The organism is Salmonella sp. SA15303, assembly GCF_029962125.1.
Lineage (GTDB): Bacteria > Pseudomonadota > Gammaproteobacteria > Enterobacterales > Enterobacteriaceae > Salmonella > Salmonella enterica.
In genome coordinates, this window is the sequence record NZ_CP123924.1 from 4080097 (window position 1) to 4101875 (window position 21779).

Sequence of the window (21779 nt, forward strand, 5' to 3'; positions counted from 1 at the left end):
GTTGGCGTAATCGTGCTACGCCAACAGCGTTAACCATAAACCGCTTGCCATCGTTTATCGCTATCGATAGGATTAGCAATCATTATCATTTAGATTAACATCATTAAACTGCGCTATGGCCTACCGTTCCGCACCGATTGCTGACGATATTATCTGGCGAGCTGCTCCCCAGCCGGAAGACGCCTCGCTGGCGGACGCAGTACGCGAGACGATCGCCTCTACCCGTAAGCACCTGTTGGACTTCATCCGGCTGGATGAAACGCCGCCGCCAGCGGCGATGACTCTTGCCCAGTGGACGCGCCCCGCGACGTTTCGTTCATTGCTGGCCGCCTATTCCGATCACATCTATCGGCACACGCCAGGCCTGCCACGTGAAAATAAGCCGTTACTCTCCCTATGGGCGCAATGGTATATCGGGCTGATGACGCCGCCGCTGATGCTGGCATTACTGACGCAAGCGCGCGCTATCAATGTCTCGGCAGAACATATTCACGTTGAATTTCATGAAACCGGGCGCGCCGCGTGTTTCTGGCTTGATGTGCATCAGGATAACCTGGCAACGGAGCGTTCCCCGGAAGAACGAATGGAAACGCTAATAGTCTCCGCACTACAGCCGGTCATTCAGGCGCTGGAGGCGACTGGCGACATCAACGCGAAACTTATCTGGAGCAATACCGGTTATTTAATCAACTGGTATCTGACTGAGATGAAACCGCTGCTTGGCGAAGCCCTGCTGGCAACGCTACGCCAGCGCTGTTTTTTTGAAAAGCAGCTATCCGACGGTCAGGATAACCCGCTGTGGCGGACCGTCGTAATGCGCGACGGTCTTCTGGTACGCAGAACCTGCTGCCAACGTTACCGCTTACCTGACGTACAGCAGTGCGGCGACTGCACGCTAAAGTAAACCGCTTTACGTTGCCTTCAGTTATCGTCACGGCTTACTGCTGCTGGCCTGTCACATTATTATATTTACAGCGGCGCTCTCCGTATGCCAAATTACGTTTTGCCATTTTTGGGTCTACCGTGGCTATTGGTAAGGTCTCAGGAGAGAAGAATGAGTCTGCAATCTGTACGGCAATTTCTGGCCGATCATGCTCCCGATATTGAAATTATCGAATTAAATCAAAGTACAGCGACTGTCGAACTGGCAGCCAAAGCGCACAACGTAGAGCCAGGGCAGATAGCTAAGACGCTCTCGCTTAAAGTAAAAGACACCATTATCCTGGTGGTCGCGAAAGGCGATGCCCGCCTGGATAATAAGAAGCTTAAAACCACTTTCGGCGCAAAAGCCCGTATGTTGAGCAGCGATGAAGTGGTCAATGCAACCGGACATCCTGTCGGCGGCGTATGTCCTTTCGGGCTGGAGCACCCGCTGCCCGTTTATTGCGACATCTCTCTGAAGGGGTATAACGAAGTATTGCCTGCCGCAGGCGCCACGCACAGCGCGGTACGCATCACGCCGGAAAGAATGGCTGAACTGACATCGGCGACCTGGGTAGACGTGTGCCAATAACGTGCCTGGCACCCTGATTCCCCGAACAAGCACGGCGCATCCGGCGCGGGCTATACCCGATGCTGGAGCGCGGTAGCATCGCCGGCGCGCAGATATAACAGAATATCCGCCGCATCGAGTAACCCGGCATCAGAACTCACGCCCAGCTTGGACATCACATTAAACTTATGCGCTCGGATAGTCTTAATGTTACGTTCTAACTGGACAGCAATTTGCGGCATTGAGTAGCCGTTCGACATAAAACGCAGAATCTCTCGCTCGGTTGGACTAAGCATACAATTCTGGTGAAGCTCCCAAAGATTGTCTGTACGCTCCGTTGTCCGTCGGGCGCTATTAAGCGATGTAAATAAGGCATCCTGTAAAACATCCAACGGCGACGCTTTGCTGATGACCCCATCCAGCGGCAGCGGGGATAGCGCGCTGATTAAGCGAGCTTCAGCATCATCATCGGCAATCACCAGACGCCGCATATGGGGATAATTTATCGCCAGTTCCGTCAGGCTGGATAATCCTGTCCGGCGTTCAGTTCTTAACGCAGAAAGAGAAAAAATAACGGCAGAAAACGGCGTCGTTAGCGCAGCCTTATAAAACGCGGATGGTTTTGAAAAAATATGAAGCGTATGTCGGCAATCCGGCATTGCATCAAATAGCCCTTTAATACCAATGGTGCTCATCACGCATTTTTCTACGAGCGCAACATTTCTCTTGCTGATTCTGTTTTCCATTCCATGGTTTCTCCATATACCGAAGGTAGGTTCAATTCTCTGGCTCCCTGAGAACTGTTTATCCATGCATACATCTCTGCATTACTGTGTATTGATAAGCGTCGCATGGCGCTATTTTTTTGGGCGCTAATTGTTTTATTACTTTTTTTAAGTAACGCCGCAATTTGGTTAATGCCCCACCCTTTTCCTAAAAGGCGTAATACTTTTCGTTCAGACAGCGTAAGGACAATCGGCCTGTCGTGGGACTGCTGAATTTCAGACGGTACCTGAGGCGATAATAATGTTTTGCTTATTCTTTCTGAGCGAGCGTTTCCCGCATGGATAACGCTAATAAGATTCTCGATTGGCTCTTCGTCTGAAAGCAAGGTGCTGACGGGGCCCATCAGGAGATCAACCGCATGTGGATAGCAGGATTTAGGAACCAGAAATACCCAATGTATGTCGCGATATTGCGAGAGTAAGCTATAAAAATATTCGCAGATAGCGCGGGGAGAGGCATTGTTAACTGCTAAATCAGCAATAACTAAATTACTTCGGCGTAGCTGTAGCAGCGTTAGCTCTTCTATCGTACGACAATACGCCAGTTTATAATCGGGGAAATTACCTGTTATAGCCCCTTTAAGGCCTTCCTGTATAAGAGGGGTTTTACTGATAATAAGTCCATTTTTGCAGCATCCTGGCAGCATAATTCCTCCGCACCCACGCCGCCACTTTTCATTGCCCCATAAATAAAAACACTATTAACAATGAGCGCAAAGAAATATAAGCCGAGTGGATTAATTATCCTTGTTTTATTTTTAAAAATATAACATTGATTGCGCTACAATCCACATAGCACAAAAACATGAAATCACTATCGCATAGTTACTCATAAAACCAGAAGCAAGACAATTAAATTAACTAAATTTGCACATTAGTAATTCTAACGAAAACGCATCATATTAATAAATTTAAAATATGAGTTCGCCCTTCATTCATATTGCTGAGTCCTAAAACAAAAGCCCAACAATACTGTCTACCATCCATAAAACTCATGTAATATCTGCGAATTATACTAAGTCATGCCTAATTTTACGCCCGCTACTCACGCCATTGTTGTTAAACCATTAATGCATATCGTTGATAAAATTCACCACATCATTGATTCAAAAATGAGCGGCCAGGCTGGCATAATGCCTCTATTCTGGAAACGGACATACGAGAACCGTCGCCCATAAGGATATCCTGCCTGTGACGAAGCGCACGTCTCAGGAAGCTTATGCGTTGCGTCTGGCGGTTGACGTTTTTATCAACAAGAAATTGATCTTAACCAACGCCATCATGCCTGTGCTTCGTGTTAAAAAGGAAGCCTCTGTCATAGTGGCGGCGCATAGAATGTCTTTTCGGACAGGACGAGTCATGCAAGAAGAGCAATCAATTCAACGAGCAGTAACACGGTTATGTATTCAATGCGGGCTGTTTTTATTGCAGCACGGGGCGGAAAGCGCACTGGTTGATGAGCTTTCCACCCGACTCGGTTTGGCGCTCGGTATGGATAGCGTCGAAAGCGCGATCTCCTCTAACGCCATTGTCCTGACGACCATTAAAGACGGACAATGTCTGACATCGACACGTAAAAACCAGGATCGCGGCATTAATATGCACGTCGTCACGGAGGTTCAGCATATCGTTATCCTCGCGGAACATCGTCTGCTGGATTACAAAGGCGTGGAAAAACGCTTTAGCCAGCTCCGCCCGCTGCGTTATCCGCGCTGGCTGGTGGCGTTTATGGTCGGTCTTTCCTGCTCCTGCTTTTGTAAGCTGAATAATGGCGGCTGGGATGGCGCGGTTATCACCTTTTTCGCCAGTATGATAGCCATGTATATCCGCCAGATGCTGGCGCAGCGGCATTTACATCCGCAGATCAATTTTTGCATTACCGCCTTTGTCGCTACCACGATTTCCGGGCTGATGCTCACCCTTCCCGCCTTTAGCCAGACGCCCACTATCGCCATGGCGGCGAGCGTACTGCTACTGGTGCCGGGCTTTCCGCTGATTAATTCCGTCGCAGATATGTTTAAAGGACATATTAATACCGGGCTGGCGCGCTGGGCTATCGCCAGCCTGTTGACACTGGCCACCTGTGTGGGCGTAGTGATGTCAATGACAGTATGGGGGCTACGAGGATGGGTATAATCGACTTTTTACTGGCGCTAATGCAGGACATGATCTTGTCTGCGATCCCCGCCGTCGGGTTTGCGATGGTCTTTAACGTTCCCCACCGGGCGCTTCCGTGGTGCGCGCTACTGGGGGCGCTGGGTCATGGCTCGCGTATGCTGATGATGAGCGCTGGTTTTAATATCGAATGGTCAACGTTTATGGCTTCGCTGCTGGTCGGCAGTATTGGTATTCAGTGGTCACGCTGGTATCTCGCTCACCCTAAAGTGTTTACCGTCGCGGCCGTGATCCCGATGTTTCCGGGGATTTCCGCCTATACCGCGATGATTTCCGCAGTAAAAATTAGCCATCTGGGCTATAGCGAACCGATGATGATTACGCTGCTGACCAATTTTCTGAAAGCCTCTTCCATTGTTGGCGCCCTCTCAATTGGCCTCTCTGTACCGGGATTATGGCTGTACCGCAAACGCCCCCGCGTGTGATTGGTGGAACGCCTCCTGCTGTTCTTACAGGTCTGTGTGGTACTATAAAAACAGTCGCCCTTCTCGGTTGTTGTTCCATATTGAGAAACATTATGTCTTCCAGAATTTTAACGTCGGACGTCATCGGTATTGACGTCCTTTTACACGATCATCATGCTGTGCTGGCGAAGTCAACGGGCGGCGCAGTGGCGGTATTCGCTAATAATGCGCCTGCCTTTTATGCCGTGACGCCTGCACGCATGGCTGAACTGCTGGCGCTTGAAGAAAAGTTATCACGTCCGGGAAGCGATGTGGCGTTAGACGCACAATTTTACGAAGAACCCGAAGCCGCCCCCGTTGCGATTCCCTGCGGAAAATTCGCCATGTATCCCGCCTGGCAACCGGATGCGGATTTTCAGCGTCAGGCTGCCCTTTGGGGCGTGGCGCTTCGGGAGCCGGTCACCGCAGAAGAGCTGGCGGCGTTTATCGCCTACTGGCAGGCGGAAGGTAAGGTTTTTCACCATATCCAGTGGCAGCAAAAGCTGGCGCGCAGCGTGCAAATCAGCCGTTCCAGCAATGGCGGAATGCCGCAGCGCGACATCAATAGCGTCAGCGAACCTGACAATCATATTCCACCAGGTTTTAGGGGGTAACGATGAAAAATGTTGGCGACCTGATGCAGCGTCTACAAAAAATGATGCCTGCGCATATTACGCCGGCGTTTAAAACGGGCGAAGAATTGCTGGCGTGGCAGAAAGAGCAAGGCGAGATCCGGGCGGCAGCGCTGGCGCGGGAAAACCGGGCGATGAAAATGCAGCGCACCTTTAACCGTTCCGGCATTCGACCGCTGCATCAGAACTGTTCGTTTGATAACTATCGGGTTGAGTGCGACGGACAAATGAACGCGTTAAGCAAAGCCCGACAGTACGTTGATGAGTTTGACGGCAATATCGCCAGCTTTGTCTTTTCCGGCAAGCCGGGAACCGGTAAAAACCATCTCGCCGCGGCTATTTGTAACGAGCTGCTGCTGCGCGGAAAGTCGGTACTGATTATCACCGTAGCGGATATTATGTCAGCGATGAAAGACACGTTCAGCAATCGGGAAACCAGCGAAGAGCAGTTGCTTAACGATCTGAGTAACGTTGATCTGCTGGTGATCGACGAGATCGGCGTGCAGACCGAATCCCGCTATGAAAAAGTGATCATCAATCAAATTGTCGATCGTCGTTCCTCGTCAAAACGTCCCACCGGCATGTTGACGAACAGCAATATGGAAGAGATGACGAAAATGCTTGGCGAACGCGTCATGGACCGTATGCGTCTCGGCAACAGTTTATGGGTTAATTTTACCTGGGACAGTTACCGCAGCCGGGTGACGGGTAAAGAGTATTAAATTGCAACGTGCGCCAGGGCGATACGACGCCTGACTGGCATAACACAGGTGATTACCATGAATACAGCGAAACATGTTCTGTGCTGCGCGGCGATCGCCAGCGTACTGATTTCCACCAGCGGTATTGCCGCCAGTCAGTTAAGCGCTCAGGGCGCGAACGCACAGCAGGGCGGGATGTCGCTTTCTGCGCTAACCGGTCTGCTCAGCAGAGGTGCCCAGTCGCTCAGCGCCGATAATATGAATAATGCCGCCGGTATTTTGCAGTACTGCGCCAAACAGAAACTGGCGTCCGCTACCAACGTGGAAAACGTTAAAAATCAGATTCTGAACAAGTTGGGGTTGGATACCACACAGCAGGAGCAGGACACTAACTACCTGAACGGCCTGCAAGGGTTGCTCAAGACGAAGGACGGCCAGCAGTTGAACCTCAATAATATCGGCAGTACGCCGCTGGCGGAAAAGGTGAAAACCAAAGCTTGCGATCTGGTGTTGCAGCAAGGGCTGAATTTCCTCTCCTGACTGCGTTTTTCTGACCGTGCGCCACGCCGGGACGCCCTGATAAACGCCGTGTTTTGGCCCTTTACCCGCCAACACGGCATTAACCCGATTTTTCTCTTCGTCTTTTCCTGTTATTAACCGCTATGGCAGGAAGTGATGCCGATCAAAAAACCAACTTTCTAAACTCATTCTAAATAACAGCGCCGTGTAAAGTTATTAGAATTGCAGCAATGTGACATCGCTATTACATTGTTAGAAATTTTTTCCTGCCAGCGATAAGCCTGGTTTATTGAGGATCGTCAGTTGTCCGAGTTGCTCTCTGTCGCTCTGTTTCTCGCCTCTGTGCTGATATATGCCTGGAAGGCGGGCCGTAACACCTGGTGGTTTGCCGCCACTCTCACGGTGCTGGGACTTTTTGTCATTCTGAATATTACCCTGTATGCCAGCGACTATTTTACCGGCGACGGGATCAACGACGCAGTGCTTTATACGCTCACGAATAGTCTGACGGGAGCGGGAGTCGGCAAATATATTCTGCCGGGAATCGGCATTGCCCTGGCGTTAGTGGCGGTATTCGGCGCGCTGGGATGGGTACTACGCCGCCGCCGTCACCATCCTCATCATGTCGGTTACAGCCTGCTGGCGTTACTGCTGGCGTTAGGTTCGGTCGACGCCAGCCCGGCGTTTCGCCAGATTACCGAACTGGTAAAATCACAAATGCGCGATGGCGATCCGGATTTTGCCGTTTATTATAAAGAACCAGCAAAAACCATTCCTAATCCGAAGCTCAATCTGGTCTATATCTACGGCGAGAGCCTGGAACGGACCTATTTTGATAATGACGCGTTCCCCAATCTCACGCCAGAGTTGGGCGCGCTGAAAAATGAGGGGCTGGATTTCAGCCATACCATGCAACTGCCGGGAACGGATTACACCATCGCCGGGATGGTGGCTTCCCAGTGCGGTATTCCGCTGTTTGCGCCGTTTGAGGGCAATGCGTCCGCGTCGGTTTCTAGCTTCTTCCCGCAGAATATCTGCCTCGGCGATATTCTGAAAAACTCCGGCTACCAGAACTATTTCGTGCAGGGCGCTAACCTGCGTTTTGCCGGGAAAGACGTGTTCCTGAAATCACACGGATTTGATCATCTGTACGGCGCTGAAGAGCTAAAAACGGTGGTGGCGGACCCGTCTTATCGTAACGACTGGGGCTTCTACGACGATACGGTGCTTGATGAGGCATGGAAGAAATTTGAAGCGCTTTCCCGCTCAGGCCAGCGTTTTTCGCTGTTTACGCTGACCGTAGATACTCACCACCCGGACGGGTTTATCTCACGCACCTGCAACCGCAAACGCTACGATTACGACGGCAAGCCCAACCAGTCCTTTAGCGCCGTAAGTTGCAGCCAGGAAAACATCGCCGAGTTTATCAACAAAATCAAAGCGTCGCCGTGGTTTAAAGATACCGTTATCGTCGTCTCTTCCGACCATCTGGCGATGAACAATACGGCCTGGAAATACCTGAATAAGCAAGATCGCAACAATCTGTTTTTCATTCTGCGCGGCGATAAACCACAGCAGGAGACTCTGGCGGTCAAACGCAACACGATGGACAACGGCGCAACGGTGCTGGATATTCTCGGCGGCGATAATTTTATCGGTCTGGGACGTAGCAGCCTTTCCGGGCAGTCGCTGTCGGAAGTGTTCCTGAATGTAAAAGAGAAAGTGCTGGCGATGAAGCCGGATATCATTCGCCTGTGGAATTTCCCGAAAGAGATAAAAGATTTTACCGTCGATCGGGACAAAAACATGATCGCGTTTTCCGGGAGCCACTTCCGCCTGCCGTTACTACTGCGCGTATCGGATAAGCGCGTCGAGCCGTTACCGGAAAGTGAATACTCCGCTCCGCTACGGTTCCAGTTGGCCGACTTCGCCCCGCGCGATAATTTCGTTTGGATCGATCGCTGCTACAAAATGGCGCAGCTATGGGCGCCGGCGCTGGCGCTCTCTACCGACTGGTGCGTCTCGCAGGGGCAGCTTGGCGGGCAGCAAACCGTACAGCATGTTGATAAAGCGCAGTGGCAGGGTAAGACGGCGTTTAAAGACACGATGATCGATATGGAGCGCTACAAAGGCAACGTCGATACCTTAAAGATTGTCGATAACGATATTCGTTATAAAGCCGATAGCTTTATCTTTAACGTGGCGGGCGCCCCGGAGGAGGTGAAGCAGTTTAGCGGCATTTCCCGGCCGGAGTCCTGGGGGCGCTGGTCAAATGCGCAGTTGGGCGATGAGGTTAAAATCGAATATAAAGCGCCGCTGCCGAAAAAGTTTGATCTGGTGATCACCGCCAAAGCCTTCGGCGACAACGCGAATCGACCGATTCCGGTACGCGTAGGCAACGAAGAACAGACGCTGGTGCTGGGTCACGATGTGTCCACTATCACGCTGCATTTCAACAACCCGACGGACGCGAATACCTTAGTCATTGCGCCGCCCGCTCCCGTCTCCACCAACGAAGGTAATATTTTGGGCCATTCGCCGCGCAAATTGGGGATTGGCATGGTGGAGATCAAAGTGGTGAATGTTGAAAGTTAAAAGAGAATGTCATATATGCCGGGTGGCGGCTGCGCCTTACCCGGCCTACACATCATCTTTATCCATAAACTGGCGCACAGGCCTGATAAGCGAAGCGCCATCAGGCACTGTATATGCTACACGCCCCTTTCTGTTAATAATCGAACTGACGGTAGTAACGACGAATATCCAGACTGTGGCCGGTATATTTCTCAAAGTGCGCCGCCAGTCGGTCAACTAACAATGTCGAAACAACACACGGCGCCATGATCCAGCGGAACTCATCATCAATACCGTCCAGCGCATACGCTTTCGGATCAATCACCACCAGGTTATCGGTAATTTTACTGGCAAAACGCTCAACGCGTTCATCCAGCGCGCGGCATTTCCCTTCCCCTTTCACCAGAATGAGCGGAACGTCTTTTTCCAGCAGCTCCAGAGCGCCGTGGAAAAATTCCGCAGAGCTGACGGGGCGCGTGCGCTTCCACTGCATCTCTTCCAGGATACACATGGAGAACAGATAGACCTCGCCCCACATCTCCGCGCCGCCGACCCACATCATATAATCGCTGTTATGATAACGGCTGGCGATAGCGTCCGCCTGCGGATCAAATTTTTGTTTCGCTTTCAGCAGATTCGCCGGCAGAATTTCCAGTTGGCTGGCGAAGCGATCGTAACTGGCGAATTCGTTATTGCGCGACAGCACGCGGAAAAACAGCCAGTACAGCAGCATATATTCATATTCCACGCCATTTTTGTGACGCATCGGAATATGCCATGTCGCCGCCTGCGCCAGCGGAGAGTCCGCATTTTTGGTAATAGCGACTACGCGTATTCCCTGCGCTTTACACCACTCGGCGATCGCCACCGATTCTTTGGTATCGCCGGATTTAGACAGCGTAATAACCACAGAGTCTTTATTCAGCCGCTTATTTCCTTTATGAATTAATTCTGCCGCCTGCTCAACATAAACCGGCAACGTTGTTAATTCTTTGGCAAATTCATTAATTGCCATCATTGGCGCCAGTGAACCGCCAACAGAGGCGAAAAATAAAGAACTGAACCCGGCCTGATAAATCTCGTCAGCAACCTGTTCTGCCTTCTGGCGCGCAGCGATGATCTCACGAGCACTCGTCAGGTACTCGTCCTGATTAAAACCCAACATATTTTTCTCCTGATTGTTCAGATTTTACTTTTTAAAACGCGATCGAAATCGTCAAAAATGCGTACCGAAAGGTCGATGCCTTTCAGTGAGGCGATATGAAACGCCATGAGTTGTACCGGCACAATCAACAGTAATGGCGAGAAATGGTGATCAACCGCTACATCCAGCGCAAGCGTCTGGTCATCCTGCGCCGCCTTCGCCAGCGTGAGAGTAAAGGTTTTGGCGACCGCAGGCGTCATATACTCCCGTAGCGCCCTGGAGCGCGCGTCGGGCCGGTCCTCAAAGAAGAACATCACGTGTTCCGCATTGGCTTCCAGATACGGGCCGTGCATATAGGCTTCCAGCTCAAACCCGCTTGAGGGAACACGCACCGTCTCGGTAAATTTAGTTTCCAACTCTTTTGCCACCCCAACCAGCGCGCCGTAGCCTGTCGCCACAAAACGCGTCCCGTTTCGTAAAACGGCCTGGTGCTGGTGAATAAACGCTTCCGTACGCACGATAACCAACGGCAGGGTTGCCGCGATACGTTGAAGCTGCGCCACATACTCCTCGACCTGCGATTCCGTCAGTCGCTGCTGCTGACGGGCAATTAACAACGCGATAAGCAACAGATTCAATACCGTCGCGCTAAATCCACGGGTAACAAAGCCGACGGACTCAATCCCGGTCAGAATATCCAGTGGATAATCACTGGCCTTGCCAAGAGGGCTTTGCGGATCGGCGGTCAGAGCGAATACCGGACGTCCCTGCGCCTGAACTTTACGCATCGCCTCCAGGGTAGAAGCGCTTTTCCCGCTCTGGGAAATAGCAATAACCATATCGGCTTGCGGATCGCTATTCTCATACTGGCTAAAGGTGTACGGCTCTTTAATATCGATAGAGATACCGCAGCGCTCAAAGAAATAACGGGCGCAAAAGGCGGCATTCAATGACGATCCGGTGGCTAATATCAGGATTCGTCGTAACGTTTTTTGGCTGGCGAACCGCGATACTTCTTCCAGAGACTGGCGATGGCGGCGAATAATATTCGCCAGGACGTCAGACTCTTCGTTAATATAGGTCAGCATGGTTGGTGACATTGTGTATCCCTCTTAAAATAACCCTATCCAGGAACCGAAAATTCCCACCAGCGCAATACCGCCAATGATGGTTAACGGTTTCACTTTTTTCCCTAACAGCCAGTACACAATGGCGAAGCTAATTAACGGCAGCAGACAAGGCATGATGTCGTTAATAATGTCCTGAACATGGGTTTTCGCTTCTCCCGTACCAAACGTAATGGGAATGGTGATATCAATCATGGAGGCCGTCATCGCGCCAACCACCATCAGACCGATAATCGAGGCGCCATAGGTTAGGCTTTCCATCATTCCGCTTTGCTGAATGCGTTGCAGTACGCCGGTTCCCAGCACATAGCCCCAGCGGGTAAAGAACCAGCGGGCCAGAATATGCGGTACGTTAAACACCAGCAGAAATAAAATCGGCCCCAGAATATTGCCTTTCAGCGCCAGACTGGTACCGATGCCAGTGGCGATAAGACGCAATGTTCCCCAGAAAAAAGAGTCGCCAATACCCGCCAGCGGCCCCATTAACGACGCTTTGACGTTATCGATAGAACTGGCGTCCATCTCTTTCTGCTGGCTATTTTTCTCCTCCATCGCCACGGTAATACCGAGGATCAACGTCACAATGTGCGGCGTGGTATTAAAGAAAGCCAGATGGCGTTTTAGCGCTTCGGCAAGATCTTCTTTTCGGCTATACAGTTTCTTTAATACCGGAATGAGCGTATAGACGAACGCCAGGTTCATTTGTCGTTCATAGTTCCAGGAAAACTCCATCTGGAATGACCGCCAGAAGACGCGGCGTAAATCACGCGCGGTGACCAGACCAGTGGTTTCCGCCTGCTGGCGGTCTTTATCAGAAATCATCTTCATCGTCATGAGACGCTCCTTGCGCAGGTGCCGGTTGCGAGGCCGCAAATTTCGGCATATTGACCATCACGACGGCGACGATCGCGCCGAGAATCGCAATACCCGTCACCGGAATTTTTAAATACGCCATTAAAACAAAACCGAGGAAAAAATAGGGGGCGACCTTTTTATTAATTAATAAGCGCGCCAGCATGGCAAAACCCAGCGCGGGAATAATACCGGTGGCAACGCTTAATCCATGTTTAATAAATTCTGGAATGGCATCCAGAAAACCTTTAACCATATTCACGCCCGCTAAATAAGAGACCGTGACGATAATCCCCAGCATCAGCGACAGCCCAATGCCGGAGATTAAATGCATACGCTCAATGCCCCGGGTATCCCCCACCTCAGCGTAAGCATCGGCTTTATGACAGAGCAACGGAATAAACATTCCGTTATAGATATTTTTCACAATTAACGCCAGTGTCGCGATAGGCAAACCTAATAACAGCGCGGTTTCCGCCCCAGCGCCGGAATTAATCGCAAAGGCCACACCTAAAATACCGCCAGTGACCACATCCGGGGGCAGCGACGCGCCCACCGAAAAGGAACCGATAAACGCCAACTCCAGCGTCGCGCCCATCACAATTCCGGTTTCCATGTCGCCCAGCACCAGTCCGGTTAAAAGTCCGGTCACGATAGGTCTGGAAATCAGCGACGTCCCTAATGCATATTCAGACTGGGCGATAAACGCCACCAGTCCAAGTAAAAGCGCCTCTACCATAATATGTCCTCAGGAGGGTATCCGCTCAGGCAAAAAGTTGTTTACGATCGTTAGGCACCAGCCGAATTTCTATCTCTACTCCGCCAGCCGCCAGCTCCCGAAGTTGAGTCATTTCATCCGCTAACAGATTGATGGCTTTAGCAATATTCTGGCTCCCTTCACGTACCTTCGTGCCGCCTAAATTAATACTTTTAATGTCGGGTAATTCGCGCGCCAGCCGGTACGCATCCGCCACGGATTCAACAACAATAAAAAGTTTATATTTATCGGTAACGCCGCTTTTTATCGCTTCAATTGAATCGGCAATATTTTTAATAACCAGCTTCACCGCGGGCGGCTTCGCCATCTTAATGGTGGTTTTACGCAGGTCATCATTAGGTACGCTGTCGTTGGCAATTAAAATACAGTCTGCGCCAACGTACTGCGTCCAGGAAAAGGCGACCTGTCCATGTAATAAACGATGATCCACCCGTAAAAAAACAATCATGACGCTTCCTCCCCTTAAAAATCTTTATCGCTTTGCATGGCGCTGGTGATAGTTTGATTGCAGTACTGAATATTTTCTTTTGAATCCGCTAACGCCGTCATTATGGTATGCGTGGTATTGCCATCGTTTTCCGACATAAAGAGATCGATAACCAGCGGCAGGTTAATCCCTGCCAGCAGATGAAAATTTTCCCGTGATAAATAACGGACAAATTCGTTATTCACGCTGCCGGCAAAAATATCGGTCAGCGCAATAATTTCATCTTCCGGCGGGATCCGGGCAATTAGCGTATCTACCTGCTGGCTTAAATCCACGCTCTCTTCAACGTAAGCGCACAGCGTCCAGACATTTGACCGTTTGCCTAAAATCAGCTCCACGGAGTTTAAAACTCCGCTGGCCAGCGTGCCGTGGCTGGCGAAAATATAATGTCTCTTCATCCTGACCTCTAAAACACATTCCACTGTGATAAAAGAGAGCAAGCGGCGTGCCAGAAAAAGTGGCGCGCCGAAAAAAGATGCGGGTTAACAGAGGGAAATAGTTAAAACTGTTGATCTTGCTCGATAAGTTCTGTTTCGAAGGTCAGGATATTATGAATATAGCCAAGCTCGGCGGTGGGGATTTTGACACTGTAGTTACTCTCAATGACACTAAACGCTTCCCGTAGCCGATTCAGTTCCTGTTCCGGACACTGTTGCCCACTCCAGGCAGTAATGCCCGCATGGCGGATCAGACGCTCAATCAGGCAACTAATATGCACATAGAGCGCCACCTTTCTTTCATTCGAGACGGTAACGCCCGCCAGATGCTCATAGCGCAGCAGAAACTGCTCAACGTGGTTGATGACTTTGCTGGTGTCGAGGATGGTGACGGATTCGATCACTCGTCGGAGCGAGAAGTTTTTCAGCAGCAGGTTGTTGATCTCCGCCACCTGCTCCGGCGTGGTCAGCGAACCAAACAGCCGCATCAGATAGTGATTCCCCTCGCCGGAGATCAGCGAGTCGAGCGAAATCCACGGCACGCTGGCGATGTGCGGGTCCAGCGTGCCGACTATCGCCAGTACGTCGTAGCGCATAAATACCGGCTCCTGGGTTTTATTGCTCGCCAGCATCGCATAATCGCAGGCGACGACGTCAATCTCCAGCGCCTGCGGAATACTGGCGCTCAGTAATGCGCAAAGATTCGTCGCCACACCGATACCGGTCGCGCAGGTGGTCAGTATGGCGCGCGGTTTGTTGCTTTTCGGCCAGTAGAGCTGATACTCGACCGGCACATCCCGGGCGATATCGCGAGCGATCTCTTCAATAAAATGCCCCTGTAAAATACGCTCCCCTACATACAGGGCCATGCTGGTCGAGACGTTGTTGATAATCGTCACCGGCGTGGAAAGCGCGCGATCAAAATGACGATGAATGGCCTTGAGCGATCCCATATCCACCAGAATCATCAGGCCGGAGGCGAGCGGATGCTCTTCCAGATAGCGCATCACCTGCTGCGCTATCGCCTCCGGCGTGACGTCCAGCGGCATATCGAACGATTCAAAAATCGTATTTTTCAGTAACCGGTTGGCGACGTTGGCGATACTGCTGGCGGTGGCATAGCCGTGCGCCAGAATCACCGCATGCGTCACCTGTTTTTGGTTGTTAGCCCCCTGTTTATGCAGCCAAAGCGCCAGCAGCAGCATATCAATGCGTCTCGGCTCCAGATCCAGCTTCTGGCCCAGCGTCTCCAGAATTTGTAAACAGAAGCTGTACAGCAGCGGATATTTCTGGGCGAGGAAGGCGTCCAGTTGGCGGATCTGCTCGCTGTTGAGACGAGAAGGCGCCAGTGCGGTACGATGGATTAAATAGTGGCTAAGCGCGTAAATACAGTTGCCGTTAAGCTGCATATTGAAGCGCTTCTCCAGACGATAAAACTCTTCCCGCACCTGGCTTGTAATTAACAGCAACCGCTGTGAGTGCACATTATCGTCGCCGGTAAAAATCAGGCGATCGAAGAGGGTCTCAATTTCATCGCCCATTCTTTTTTGTACCGTCTCCCACCCCTCTTTCCCGCTACGTACCAGCTCGTACAGCGCCAGCACATGACACTGCGTATCATGGATCATGCCCTGCATCTCGTCGCGGGCGCGCAGCAGCCAGGTAAGGTTCGTGTCGGGCGAGATGCTCACCGGCGTGTCGTCCGCCAGCGGTTCATTCAGTGACGGCAATGCCGACAGCATGGCATCCGGCAGATCGTGCAGCGACACGGTAACGGTTTCCTGCCCAGGCTTTTTCGCCCATGCCGTCGCCACCGCATACTTCACCACATTTTTCAGCTCGCCGACGTTGCCGCGATAAACATACTGATTGAGGATCTGCAACAAACGCGGTTTGAGGATAAGCGTGGCCGAAAGTTTTTTCGCCTCCGTCCAGAAAAACAGTAAGATCAGCGCCTCTTTTTCCTGGCGGCTACGGTGCTGGAGATCCGGCAGGTTGACCTGAATCGGGATGCGTCGCAAAAATGTCGTCAGAAAGGTACTGTGTATCTCTTCGGTCGTCGCAAATACCAGACGTACCGAAACCGGATGCCCCTGCGCGGTGTCGCCTACCCGATAAATTTCACCACGATCGAGCCAGGTAAAGAGCTTCTCCTGCCCTTCGGCGCTCAGCCGGTGGACTTCATCCAGAAATAACATGCCGCCGTCAGCCGCCTCGAACGCGCCCGGTCTGTCGCTCTGCGCGCCGGTAAACGCGCCCTTCACATAGCCAAAAAGATTCGCCGCCAGCAGTTCGGGATTGCTCGCATACTGGGCGCAATTAAAACTGATAAATGGCGCATCCGGCGACAGAAGCGCCTGGGCGATGGCATATTCGTGCATGAGCTGCGCCAGATAACTTTTCCCGGTGCCGCTTTCGCCGGTCATCAGTAGCGGCAGTCCGCCGTCGGGATAAAACAGCGCGGTTTTCAGTTGCTCAATCGGGCGCTTCAGGCTTTCGTTATGGCCAATCAACAGGGAAAAGTGATCGTCCGGCGCGCACTCCTGTTCCCCGTGCGCTAACAGCTCCGCGACGCTGGCGTATTCATTACGCGAAAGGGTAAAAAACTGTTGGCTAAATGCCTGCTTATGCAGGAAATAGACGGGACGGGTATTGATTTTGCAGAGCACGCCCTGCGCCACCAGTTGGTTCAGATAATGGCTGGCGGTATTGCGCTGCATATTAAAACGCTGCGCCAGATAGCGCGCGGTAAACACCTCACTGACATTTTCCGGATCAAAAAAATCCGTTTGGTTCATCAGGAAAGCAAGCAGGGCATCTTTGCGCATCGTATCCTCTCACGATTATCACATCAGCAATTATGATGCCGCGAAACAAGGCTCTCCTGCCGTGCGTTCTCTCGCTTTATTCATTTTTTGTGGATCACCGCACACCTTCACTCAACGTTGGATTAGCGCGCGATATCAGAAAAGAGAGGAGGAAGCGGCGCACGGCCTGGCGTATGAATCACGCTGCACCATGCGCCTGATGCTGGTTTAAAATCGGCCTGCGCGGACTGCCAGGCCTGGTAAGCGCTACGCCATCAGGCAAAAGTGTGAACATCTCATCCGGCCTACGGTCGTCTGTAGGCCGACTGTTCACCACTACGCCCTTAAAATGTTTCCCAATTATCGCTGCCGTCGGCCACTGCGGCCTTTGGTGACGACACGGCTGCCGGGGTTTTTACCGCAGCCACTTCACGCGCACGCTGCTGTTGCTGGTGAATACGGAACACCGCGACGGCCTGGGTCAGACGGCTGGCTTGCTCTTCCAGCGCCGCAGCCGCGGCGGCGGACTCTTCCACCAGCGAGGCGTTCTGCTGCGTTACGCGATCCATCTCCGCTACCGCCAGGCCCACCTGGTCGATACCACGGCTTTGCTCGTCAGACGCCGAGGCAATCTCGCCCATGATATCGGTCACGCGGGTCACTGCATTGACGATCTCATCCATGGTTTCACCGGCGCTTTCGACCAGCGTCGAACCTACATCAACACGGCTCACGGAATCCTCAATCAGACTCTTGATCTCCCGTGCCGCCTGCGCGCTACGCTGGGCCAGATTACGGACTTCACCGGCCACCACTGCGAACCCGCGTCCCTGCTCGCCTGCGCGCGCCGCTTCTACCGCCGCATTCAGCGCCAGAATATTGGTCTGGAAAGCAATACCGTCGATTACGCTGATAATATCGGCGATTTTCTGCGAACTGGAGGCGATATCGCGCATTGTTTGTACGACGTTATCCACCACTTTGCCGCCTTTTTGCGCTGTCTCTGACGCACTCAGCGCCAGGTGACTGGCCTGACGGGCGTTTTCGGCGTTCTGTTTCACGGTGGCGGTCAGTTGTTCCATACTGGCGGCGGTCTCTTCCAGAGACGCTGCCTGCTGCTCAGTACGGGAAGAGAGATCGTTGTTGCCCATCGCAATCTCGCTGGCGCCGCTATAGATCGCATTCGCGCCGTTACGTACATCGCCCACGGTACGCATCAGTTCACTTTGCATATGACGCAGGTTTTCAGCCAACTGCCCCATTTCGTTGGAGCCTTCCACGTCGATACGCTTCACCAGATCGCCGCTGGCGATATGACGAATGCTTTCAATCAGACGATTCATCGGGGCGATAAGCGACAGTTTGATGCCGAACCAGACGGCGATAATGACCACCAGAACGGCAATCAGCACACTGACCAGTACCCACATCGCCTGGTTGTAGGAACTGTTGTTATCCTCAACAGCAATATCGTACAGACGATCGTTTTGCTGCATATAGGCCATGTACTGCTTCTCAAAAGCGTCCTGATAGCTTTGAGTCGGTTGATCAAAAAACTCGTTAATCTTACCCGCGCCAAGAAGCTGAATAAGCTCCGCCAACGCGCCGTGGTAGATATCATAGGTTCGTTTGATCTCAAGGAAAGCCGCTTCACTCTGACGTGGATCGCGCGGTAACGCCTCATACTGCTCCCAGTTTTTTTCGGTCAGCTTCAGCGTATTGGTCGCCCCCTGCATCAGTTCAGCGACAGTTGCGCCGCTGCCAATATTGCTCTGGTCCATCATCCAGCGGATACCCGCGCGATTCAGGGTATTACGCGTTTGCAACAGCTCCACCCAGGTTGCATTCAGGGCAGACTGCTGCTGACGAATAGTTTGCAATACGGTGAAGTTTTCTTTGTCATTCTTCAGCGAGTTGAAGAACAGCCCGCCGGATGTCAGTTGTAAAAGGCCAAATAGCGCCAATACCAGCAGTAAGCTGGTAACAATTTTAATTCGCTTTAACATGTTTTCTCTTTCCGCTAGACAGATACAGAATTTTCGGCCTGGAAAGGGAAAACTTTATGGGATGCGCGCCATTAATATCACGATTAGCTCAGTGAAGTCGTTATGACGCCCCGCGCAACAAGGATCGTCCCATTTTATATCGTGATCTCAATCACATAAAATAGCCCACGCCCTCCTCCGCGAAACCGCTTACCGGTACGTCCGACCGCTTAAACCGCCATACAACCACTCACTGATTTACCTAACTTTACGCGCGCGATGATCTGGCAAGATCCTCTCAGCATAGCAGTCAATCTACCTCCTCAAACACGAACTCAATGTCCACCCAGCTTCGGCTGATAATTAAACTTACAACCAGGTTTTACTATGGATACGAAAAAGATATTCAAGCACATACCCTGGGTGATTCTCGGAATCATCGGTGCTTTCTGCCTCTCGGTCGTTGCCCTACGTCGGGGTGAACACGTGAGCGCCCTGTGGATCGTGGTCGCTTCCGTTTCCGTCTATCTGGTGGCTTACCGCTACTACAGCCTGTACATCGCCCAGAAGGTCATGAAACTCGACCCGACGCGCGCGACGCCGGCGGTTATCAATAACGACGGCCTGAACTACGTGCCGACTAACCGCTACGTGCTGTTTGGTCACCACTTCGCCGCCATCGCTGGCGCAGGTCCGCTGGTCGGGCCGGTATTGGCCGCGCAGATGGGCTATCTGCCGGGGACACTGTGGTTACTGGCGGGCGTGGTGCTCGCGGGCGCAGTGCAGGACTTTATGGTGCTGTTCATCTCTTCCCGCCGTAACGGCGCCTCTCTTGGCGAGATGATCAAAGAAGAGATGGGTACCGTTCCAGGCACCATCGCGCTGTTCGGCTGCTTCTTAATCATGATCATCATCCTCGCGGTGCTGGCATTAATCGTGGTTAAAGCGCTGGCCGAAAGCCCGTGGGGCGTCTTCACCGTCTGCTCCACGGTGCCGATTGCGCTGTTTATGGGCATCTACATGCGCTTCCTGCGTCCGGGACGCGTAGGCGAAGTCTCCGTTATTGGTATCGTGCTGCTGGTGGCGTCTATTTACTTCGGCGGCGTGATTGCCCACGACCCTTACTGGGGCCCGGCGCTGACCTTTAAAGACACCACCATTACCTTCGCGCTGATCGGCTACGCCTTTGTTTCCGCGCTGCTGCCGGTATGGCTGATCCTTGCCCCGCGCGACTATCTCGCTACCTTCCTGAAAATCGGCGTGATCGTCGGTCTGGCGCTGGGGATTGTGATCCTCAACCCGGAACTAAAAATGCCGGCATTGACGCAGTATGTCGACGGTACCGGCCCGCTGTGGAAAGGCGCTCTGTTCCCGTTCCTGTTCATCACCATCGCCTGTGGCGCCGTCTCTGGCTTCCACGCGCTCATCTCCTCCGGCACCACGCCGAAACTGCTGGCCTGTGAGACCGATGCGCGTTTTATCGGCTACGGCGCGATGCTGATGGAGTCCTTTGTTGCGGTGATGGCGCTGGTGGCGGCCTCGATCATTGAACCGGGTCTCTACTTCGCGATGAACACCCCGCCGGCAGGTCTGGGCATTACCATGCCAAACCTGCACGAGATGGGCGGCGAGAACGCGCCGCTGATTATGGCGCAGTTGAAAGACGTTACCGCACATGCAGCGGCGACCGTCAGCTCCTGGGGCTTTGTGATTTCCCCGGAACAAATCCTGCAAACTGCGAAAGATATCGGTGAACCGTCAGTATTGAACCGCGCAGGCGGCGCGCCAACGCTGGCAGTAGGTATCGCGCATGTGTTCCACAAAGTCCTGCCGATGGCGGATATGGGCTTCTGGTATCACTTCGGTATTCTGTTCGAAGCGCTGTTTATCCTGACCGCGCTGGATGCGGGTACCCGTTCCGGCCGCTTTATGTTGCAGGATTTGCTGGGTAACTTCGTCCCGTTCCTGAAAAAAACCGATTCTCTGGTCGCGGGTATCATCGGTACCGCAGGCTGCGTCGGTTTGTGGGGCTATCTGCTGTATCAGGGCGTGGTCGACCCGCTGGGCGGCGTGAAGAGCCTGTGGCCGTTGTTCGGTATCTCTAACCAGATGCTGGCCGCCGTGGCGCTGGTGTTGAGCACCGTGGTACTGATCAAAATGCAGCGCACCAAATACATCTGGGTGACGGTAATTCCGGCGGTATGGCTGCTGATCTGCACCACCTGGGCGCTGGGCCTGAAACTGTTCAGCGCCAACCCACAGATGGAAGGTTTCTTCTACATGGCAAACCTGTATAAAGAGAAGATTGCCAACGGCGCCAACCTGACCGAGCAGCAGATTGCCAACATGAACCATATCGTGGTGAACAACTACACTAACGCTGGTTTGAGTATTCTGTTCCTGGTGGTGGTGTACAGTATTATCTTCTACGGTTTCACCACCTGGATGAAGGTACGCAACAGCGATAAACGTACCGACAAAGAAACCCCGTATGTGCCTGTGCCGGAAGGCGGCGTGAAGATCTCTTCACACCACTAAAACTGATGCCGGGTAGCGCACAGCGACCCCGGCTAGTGTAGGCCGGATAAGGCGCAAGCCGCCATCCGGCTTTATTCATTAACAGGACGGCAGAATGTTTGATACTTTAGGTCAGGCAAAAAAATATCTCGGCCAGGCGGCAAAAATGTTGATTGGTATTCCGGACTACGACAACTATGTCGAGCACATGAAAACCAACCATCCCGACAAGCCGTACATGACCTATGAAGAGTTCTTCCGCGAACGTCAGCAAGCACGTTACGGCGGCGATGGCAAAGGCGGTATGCGCTGTTGTTAATGGAG

At 52.3% G+C, this 21779-nt stretch carries 20 protein-coding genes and 1 pseudogene; 11 read left to right on the forward strand and 10 right to left on the reverse strand.

What is annotated here, in order from left to right:
* The first annotated feature begins 115 nt into the window (after positions 1–115).
* Entirely contained in the window at positions 116–904 is a 789-nt protein-coding gene (gene fhuF, locus QEN31_RS20085; protein WP_000331539.1) for a siderophore-iron reductase FhuF, read from the forward strand.
* 150 nt (positions 905–1054) lie between these two features.
* Positions 1055–1513 (forward strand): YbaK/EbsC family protein, encoded by a 459-nt coding sequence (locus QEN31_RS20090; protein WP_000058276.1) that lies wholly within the window; start codon positions 1055–1057, stop codon positions 1511–1513.
* Between the two features lie 50 nt (positions 1514–1563).
* On the opposite strand, the gene bglJ is transcribed toward QEN31_RS20090, so the two are convergent.
* On the reverse strand, positions 1564–2238 hold the full coding sequence (gene bglJ / locus QEN31_RS20095; RefSeq protein WP_000431550.1) for a DNA-binding transcriptional activator BglJ: 675 nt from the start codon (positions 2236–2238) through the stop codon (positions 1564–1566).
* Positions 2199–2924 carry a response regulator transcription factor gene (locus QEN31_RS20100; protein WP_000936657.1) on the reverse strand — a complete coding sequence of 242 codons (726 nt, stop codon included), beginning with the start codon at positions 2922–2924 and terminating at the stop codon, positions 2199–2201. The genes bglJ and QEN31_RS20100 overlap by 40 nt, the downstream gene beginning before the upstream one ends.
* A gap of 712 nt (positions 2925–3636) precedes the next feature.
* On the opposite strand from QEN31_RS20100, the gene QEN31_RS20105 reads away from it, so the two are divergent.
* The 6 genes from QEN31_RS20105 (at position 3637) to opgB (ending at position 9342) form a co-directional block, all read left to right on the forward strand.
* Complete coding sequence (locus QEN31_RS20105) at positions 3637–4413, forward strand: threonine/serine ThrE exporter family protein (RefSeq protein WP_001674846.1); 777 nt, start codon at positions 3637–3639, stop codon at positions 4411–4413.
* Positions 4404–4877, forward strand: a complete 474-nt coding sequence (locus QEN31_RS20110; protein ID WP_000511329.1) for a threonine/serine exporter — start codon at positions 4404–4406, stop codon at positions 4875–4877. Before QEN31_RS20105 ends, QEN31_RS20110 begins: the two co-directional genes overlap by 10 nt.
* 92 nt (positions 4878–4969) lie before the next feature.
* Positions 4970–5509, forward strand: coding sequence for a primosomal protein DnaT (gene dnaT, locus QEN31_RS20115; protein ID WP_000098578.1), 540 nt, complete (start codon positions 4970–4972; stop codon positions 5507–5509).
* A gap of 2 nt (positions 5510–5511) precedes the next feature.
* A complete protein-coding gene (gene dnaC, locus QEN31_RS20120; protein WP_000799924.1) occupies positions 5512–6249 on the forward strand; it encodes a DNA replication protein DnaC in 738 nt (245 codons plus the stop codon).
* Positions 6250–6306: 57 nt separating this feature from the next.
* Positions 6307–6768: a DUF2501 domain-containing protein gene (locus tag QEN31_RS20125; protein WP_001090314.1), complete on the forward strand. Its 462-nt coding sequence runs from the start codon at positions 6307–6309 to the stop codon at positions 6766–6768.
* A 282-nt stretch (positions 6769–7050) separates the two neighbouring features.
* Positions 7051–9342: a phosphatidylglycerol--membrane-oligosaccharide glycerophosphotransferase gene (opgB, locus tag QEN31_RS20130; protein ID WP_001292726.1), complete on the forward strand. Its 2292-nt coding sequence runs from the start codon at positions 7051–7053 to the stop codon at positions 9340–9342.
* A 133-nt stretch (positions 9343–9475) separates the two neighbouring features.
* Here the strand turns inward: opgB and QEN31_RS20135 are convergent, their stop codons facing one another.
* From QEN31_RS20135 to QEN31_RS20165, 7 genes are all read right to left on the reverse strand, one after another.
* Positions 9476–10486 carry an SIS domain-containing protein gene (locus tag QEN31_RS20135; RefSeq protein ID WP_000900307.1) on the reverse strand — a complete coding sequence of 337 codons (1011 nt, stop codon included), beginning with the start codon at positions 10484–10486 and terminating at the stop codon, positions 9476–9478.
* A gap of 17 nt (positions 10487–10503) precedes the next feature.
* Positions 10504–11565: an SIS domain-containing protein gene (locus QEN31_RS20140; RefSeq protein WP_000075429.1), complete on the reverse strand. Its 1062-nt coding sequence runs from the start codon at positions 11563–11565 to the stop codon at positions 10504–10506.
* Positions 11566–11577: 12 nt separating this feature from the next.
* Entirely contained in the window at positions 11578–12426 is an 849-nt protein-coding gene (locus tag QEN31_RS20145) for a PTS system mannose/fructose/sorbose family transporter subunit IID (RefSeq protein WP_000178065.1), read from the reverse strand.
* A complete protein-coding gene (locus QEN31_RS20150; RefSeq protein WP_000228865.1) occupies positions 12404–13183 on the reverse strand; it encodes a PTS mannose/fructose/sorbose/N-acetylgalactosamine transporter subunit IIC in 780 nt (259 codons plus the stop codon). Before QEN31_RS20150 ends, QEN31_RS20145 begins: the two co-directional genes overlap by 23 nt.
* Positions 13184–13208: 25 nt before the next feature.
* Entirely contained in the window at positions 13209–13670 is a 462-nt protein-coding gene (locus QEN31_RS20155; protein ID WP_000634729.1) for a PTS sugar transporter subunit IIB, read from the reverse strand.
* Between the two features lie 14 nt (positions 13671–13684).
* Positions 13685–14107: a PTS sugar transporter subunit IIA gene (locus tag QEN31_RS20160; protein ID WP_000820693.1), complete on the reverse strand. Its 423-nt coding sequence runs from the start codon at positions 14105–14107 to the stop codon at positions 13685–13687.
* 101 nt (positions 14108–14208) lie between these two features.
* On the reverse strand, positions 14209–16974 hold the full coding sequence (locus QEN31_RS20165; protein WP_001224211.1) for a sigma 54-interacting transcriptional regulator: 2766 nt from the start codon (positions 16972–16974) through the stop codon (positions 14209–14211).
* Between the two features lie 136 nt (positions 16975–17110).
* Between QEN31_RS20165 and QEN31_RS25475 the strand changes: the two are divergent.
* Positions 17111–17185: pseudogene (locus QEN31_RS25475) on the forward strand (GNAT family N-acetyltransferase); the annotation flags it as partial.
* Between the two features lie 112 nt (positions 17186–17297).
* On the opposite strand, the gene tsr reads toward QEN31_RS25475, so the two are convergent.
* On the reverse strand, positions 17298–18959 hold the full coding sequence (tsr, locus tag QEN31_RS20170; RefSeq protein WP_000919519.1) for a methyl-accepting chemotaxis protein: 1662 nt from the start codon (positions 18957–18959) through the stop codon (positions 17298–17300).
* Between the two features lie 366 nt (positions 18960–19325).
* Here tsr and btsT point away from each other — a divergent pair, with 366 nt between their 5' ends.
* On the forward strand, positions 19326–21476 hold the full coding sequence (gene btsT / locus QEN31_RS20175; RefSeq protein ID WP_000379927.1) for a pyruvate/proton symporter BtsT: 2151 nt from the start codon (positions 19326–19328) through the stop codon (positions 21474–21476).
* Between the two features lie 94 nt (positions 21477–21570).
* On the forward strand, positions 21571–21774 hold the full coding sequence (locus tag QEN31_RS20180) for a YbdD/YjiX family protein (RefSeq protein ID WP_000460616.1): 204 nt from the start codon (positions 21571–21573) through the stop codon (positions 21772–21774).
* Positions 21775–21779 lie beyond the last annotated feature (5 nt).

What these genes read in the sequence shown, in the direction of transcription:
- QEN31_RS20100 (WP_000936657.1), bottom strand. Translation starts at nt 2,924, where the DNA reads ATGCTGCCAGGATGCTGCAAAAATGGACTTATTATCAGTAAAACCCCT.
- dnaC (WP_000799924.1), top strand. Translation starts at nt 5,512, where the DNA reads ATGAAAAATGTTGGCGACCTGATGCAGCGTCTACAAAAAATGATGCCT.
- QEN31_RS20150 (WP_000228865.1), bottom strand. Translation starts at nt 13,183, where the DNA reads ATGGTAGAGGCGCTTTTACTTGGACTGGTGGCGTTTATCGCCCAGTCT.
- QEN31_RS20135 (WP_000900307.1), bottom strand. Translation starts at nt 10,486, where the DNA reads ATGTTGGGTTTTAATCAGGACGAGTACCTGACGAGTGCTCGTGAGATC.
- dnaT (WP_000098578.1), top strand. Translation starts at nt 4,970, where the DNA reads ATGTCTTCCAGAATTTTAACGTCGGACGTCATCGGTATTGACGTCCTT.
- QEN31_RS20090 (WP_000058276.1), top strand. Translation starts at nt 1,055, where the DNA reads ATGAGTCTGCAATCTGTACGGCAATTTCTGGCCGATCATGCTCCCGAT.
- fhuF (WP_000331539.1), top strand. Translation starts at nt 116, where the DNA reads ATGGCCTACCGTTCCGCACCGATTGCTGACGATATTATCTGGCGAGCT.
- tsr (WP_000919519.1), bottom strand. Translation starts at nt 18,959, where the DNA reads ATGTTAAAGCGAATTAAAATTGTTACCAGCTTACTGCTGGTATTGGCG.
- QEN31_RS20125 (WP_001090314.1), top strand. Translation starts at nt 6,307, where the DNA reads ATGAATACAGCGAAACATGTTCTGTGCTGCGCGGCGATCGCCAGCGTA.
- QEN31_RS20140 (WP_000075429.1), bottom strand. Translation starts at nt 11,565, where the DNA reads ATGTCACCAACCATGCTGACCTATATTAACGAAGAGTCTGACGTCCTG.
- bglJ (WP_000431550.1), bottom strand. Translation starts at nt 2,238, where the DNA reads ATGGAAAACAGAATCAGCAAGAGAAATGTTGCGCTCGTAGAAAAATGC.
- QEN31_RS20145 (WP_000178065.1), bottom strand. Translation starts at nt 12,426, where the DNA reads ATGACGATGAAGATGATTTCTGATAAAGACCGCCAGCAGGCGGAAACC.
- btsT (WP_000379927.1), top strand. Translation starts at nt 19,326, where the DNA reads ATGGATACGAAAAAGATATTCAAGCACATACCCTGGGTGATTCTCGGA.
- QEN31_RS20165 (WP_001224211.1), bottom strand. Translation starts at nt 16,974, where the DNA reads ATGCGCAAAGATGCCCTGCTTGCTTTCCTGATGAACCAAACGGATTTT.
- QEN31_RS20160 (WP_000820693.1), bottom strand. Translation starts at nt 14,107, where the DNA reads ATGAAGAGACATTATATTTTCGCCAGCCACGGCACGCTGGCCAGCGGA.
- QEN31_RS20180 (WP_000460616.1), top strand. Translation starts at nt 21,571, where the DNA reads ATGTTTGATACTTTAGGTCAGGCAAAAAAATATCTCGGCCAGGCGGCA.
- QEN31_RS20105 (WP_001674846.1), top strand. Translation starts at nt 3,637, where the DNA reads ATGCAAGAAGAGCAATCAATTCAACGAGCAGTAACACGGTTATGTATT.
- QEN31_RS20155 (WP_000634729.1), bottom strand. Translation starts at nt 13,670, where the DNA reads ATGATTGTTTTTTTACGGGTGGATCATCGTTTATTACATGGACAGGTC.
- QEN31_RS20110 (WP_000511329.1), top strand. Translation starts at nt 4,404, where the DNA reads ATGGGTATAATCGACTTTTTACTGGCGCTAATGCAGGACATGATCTTG.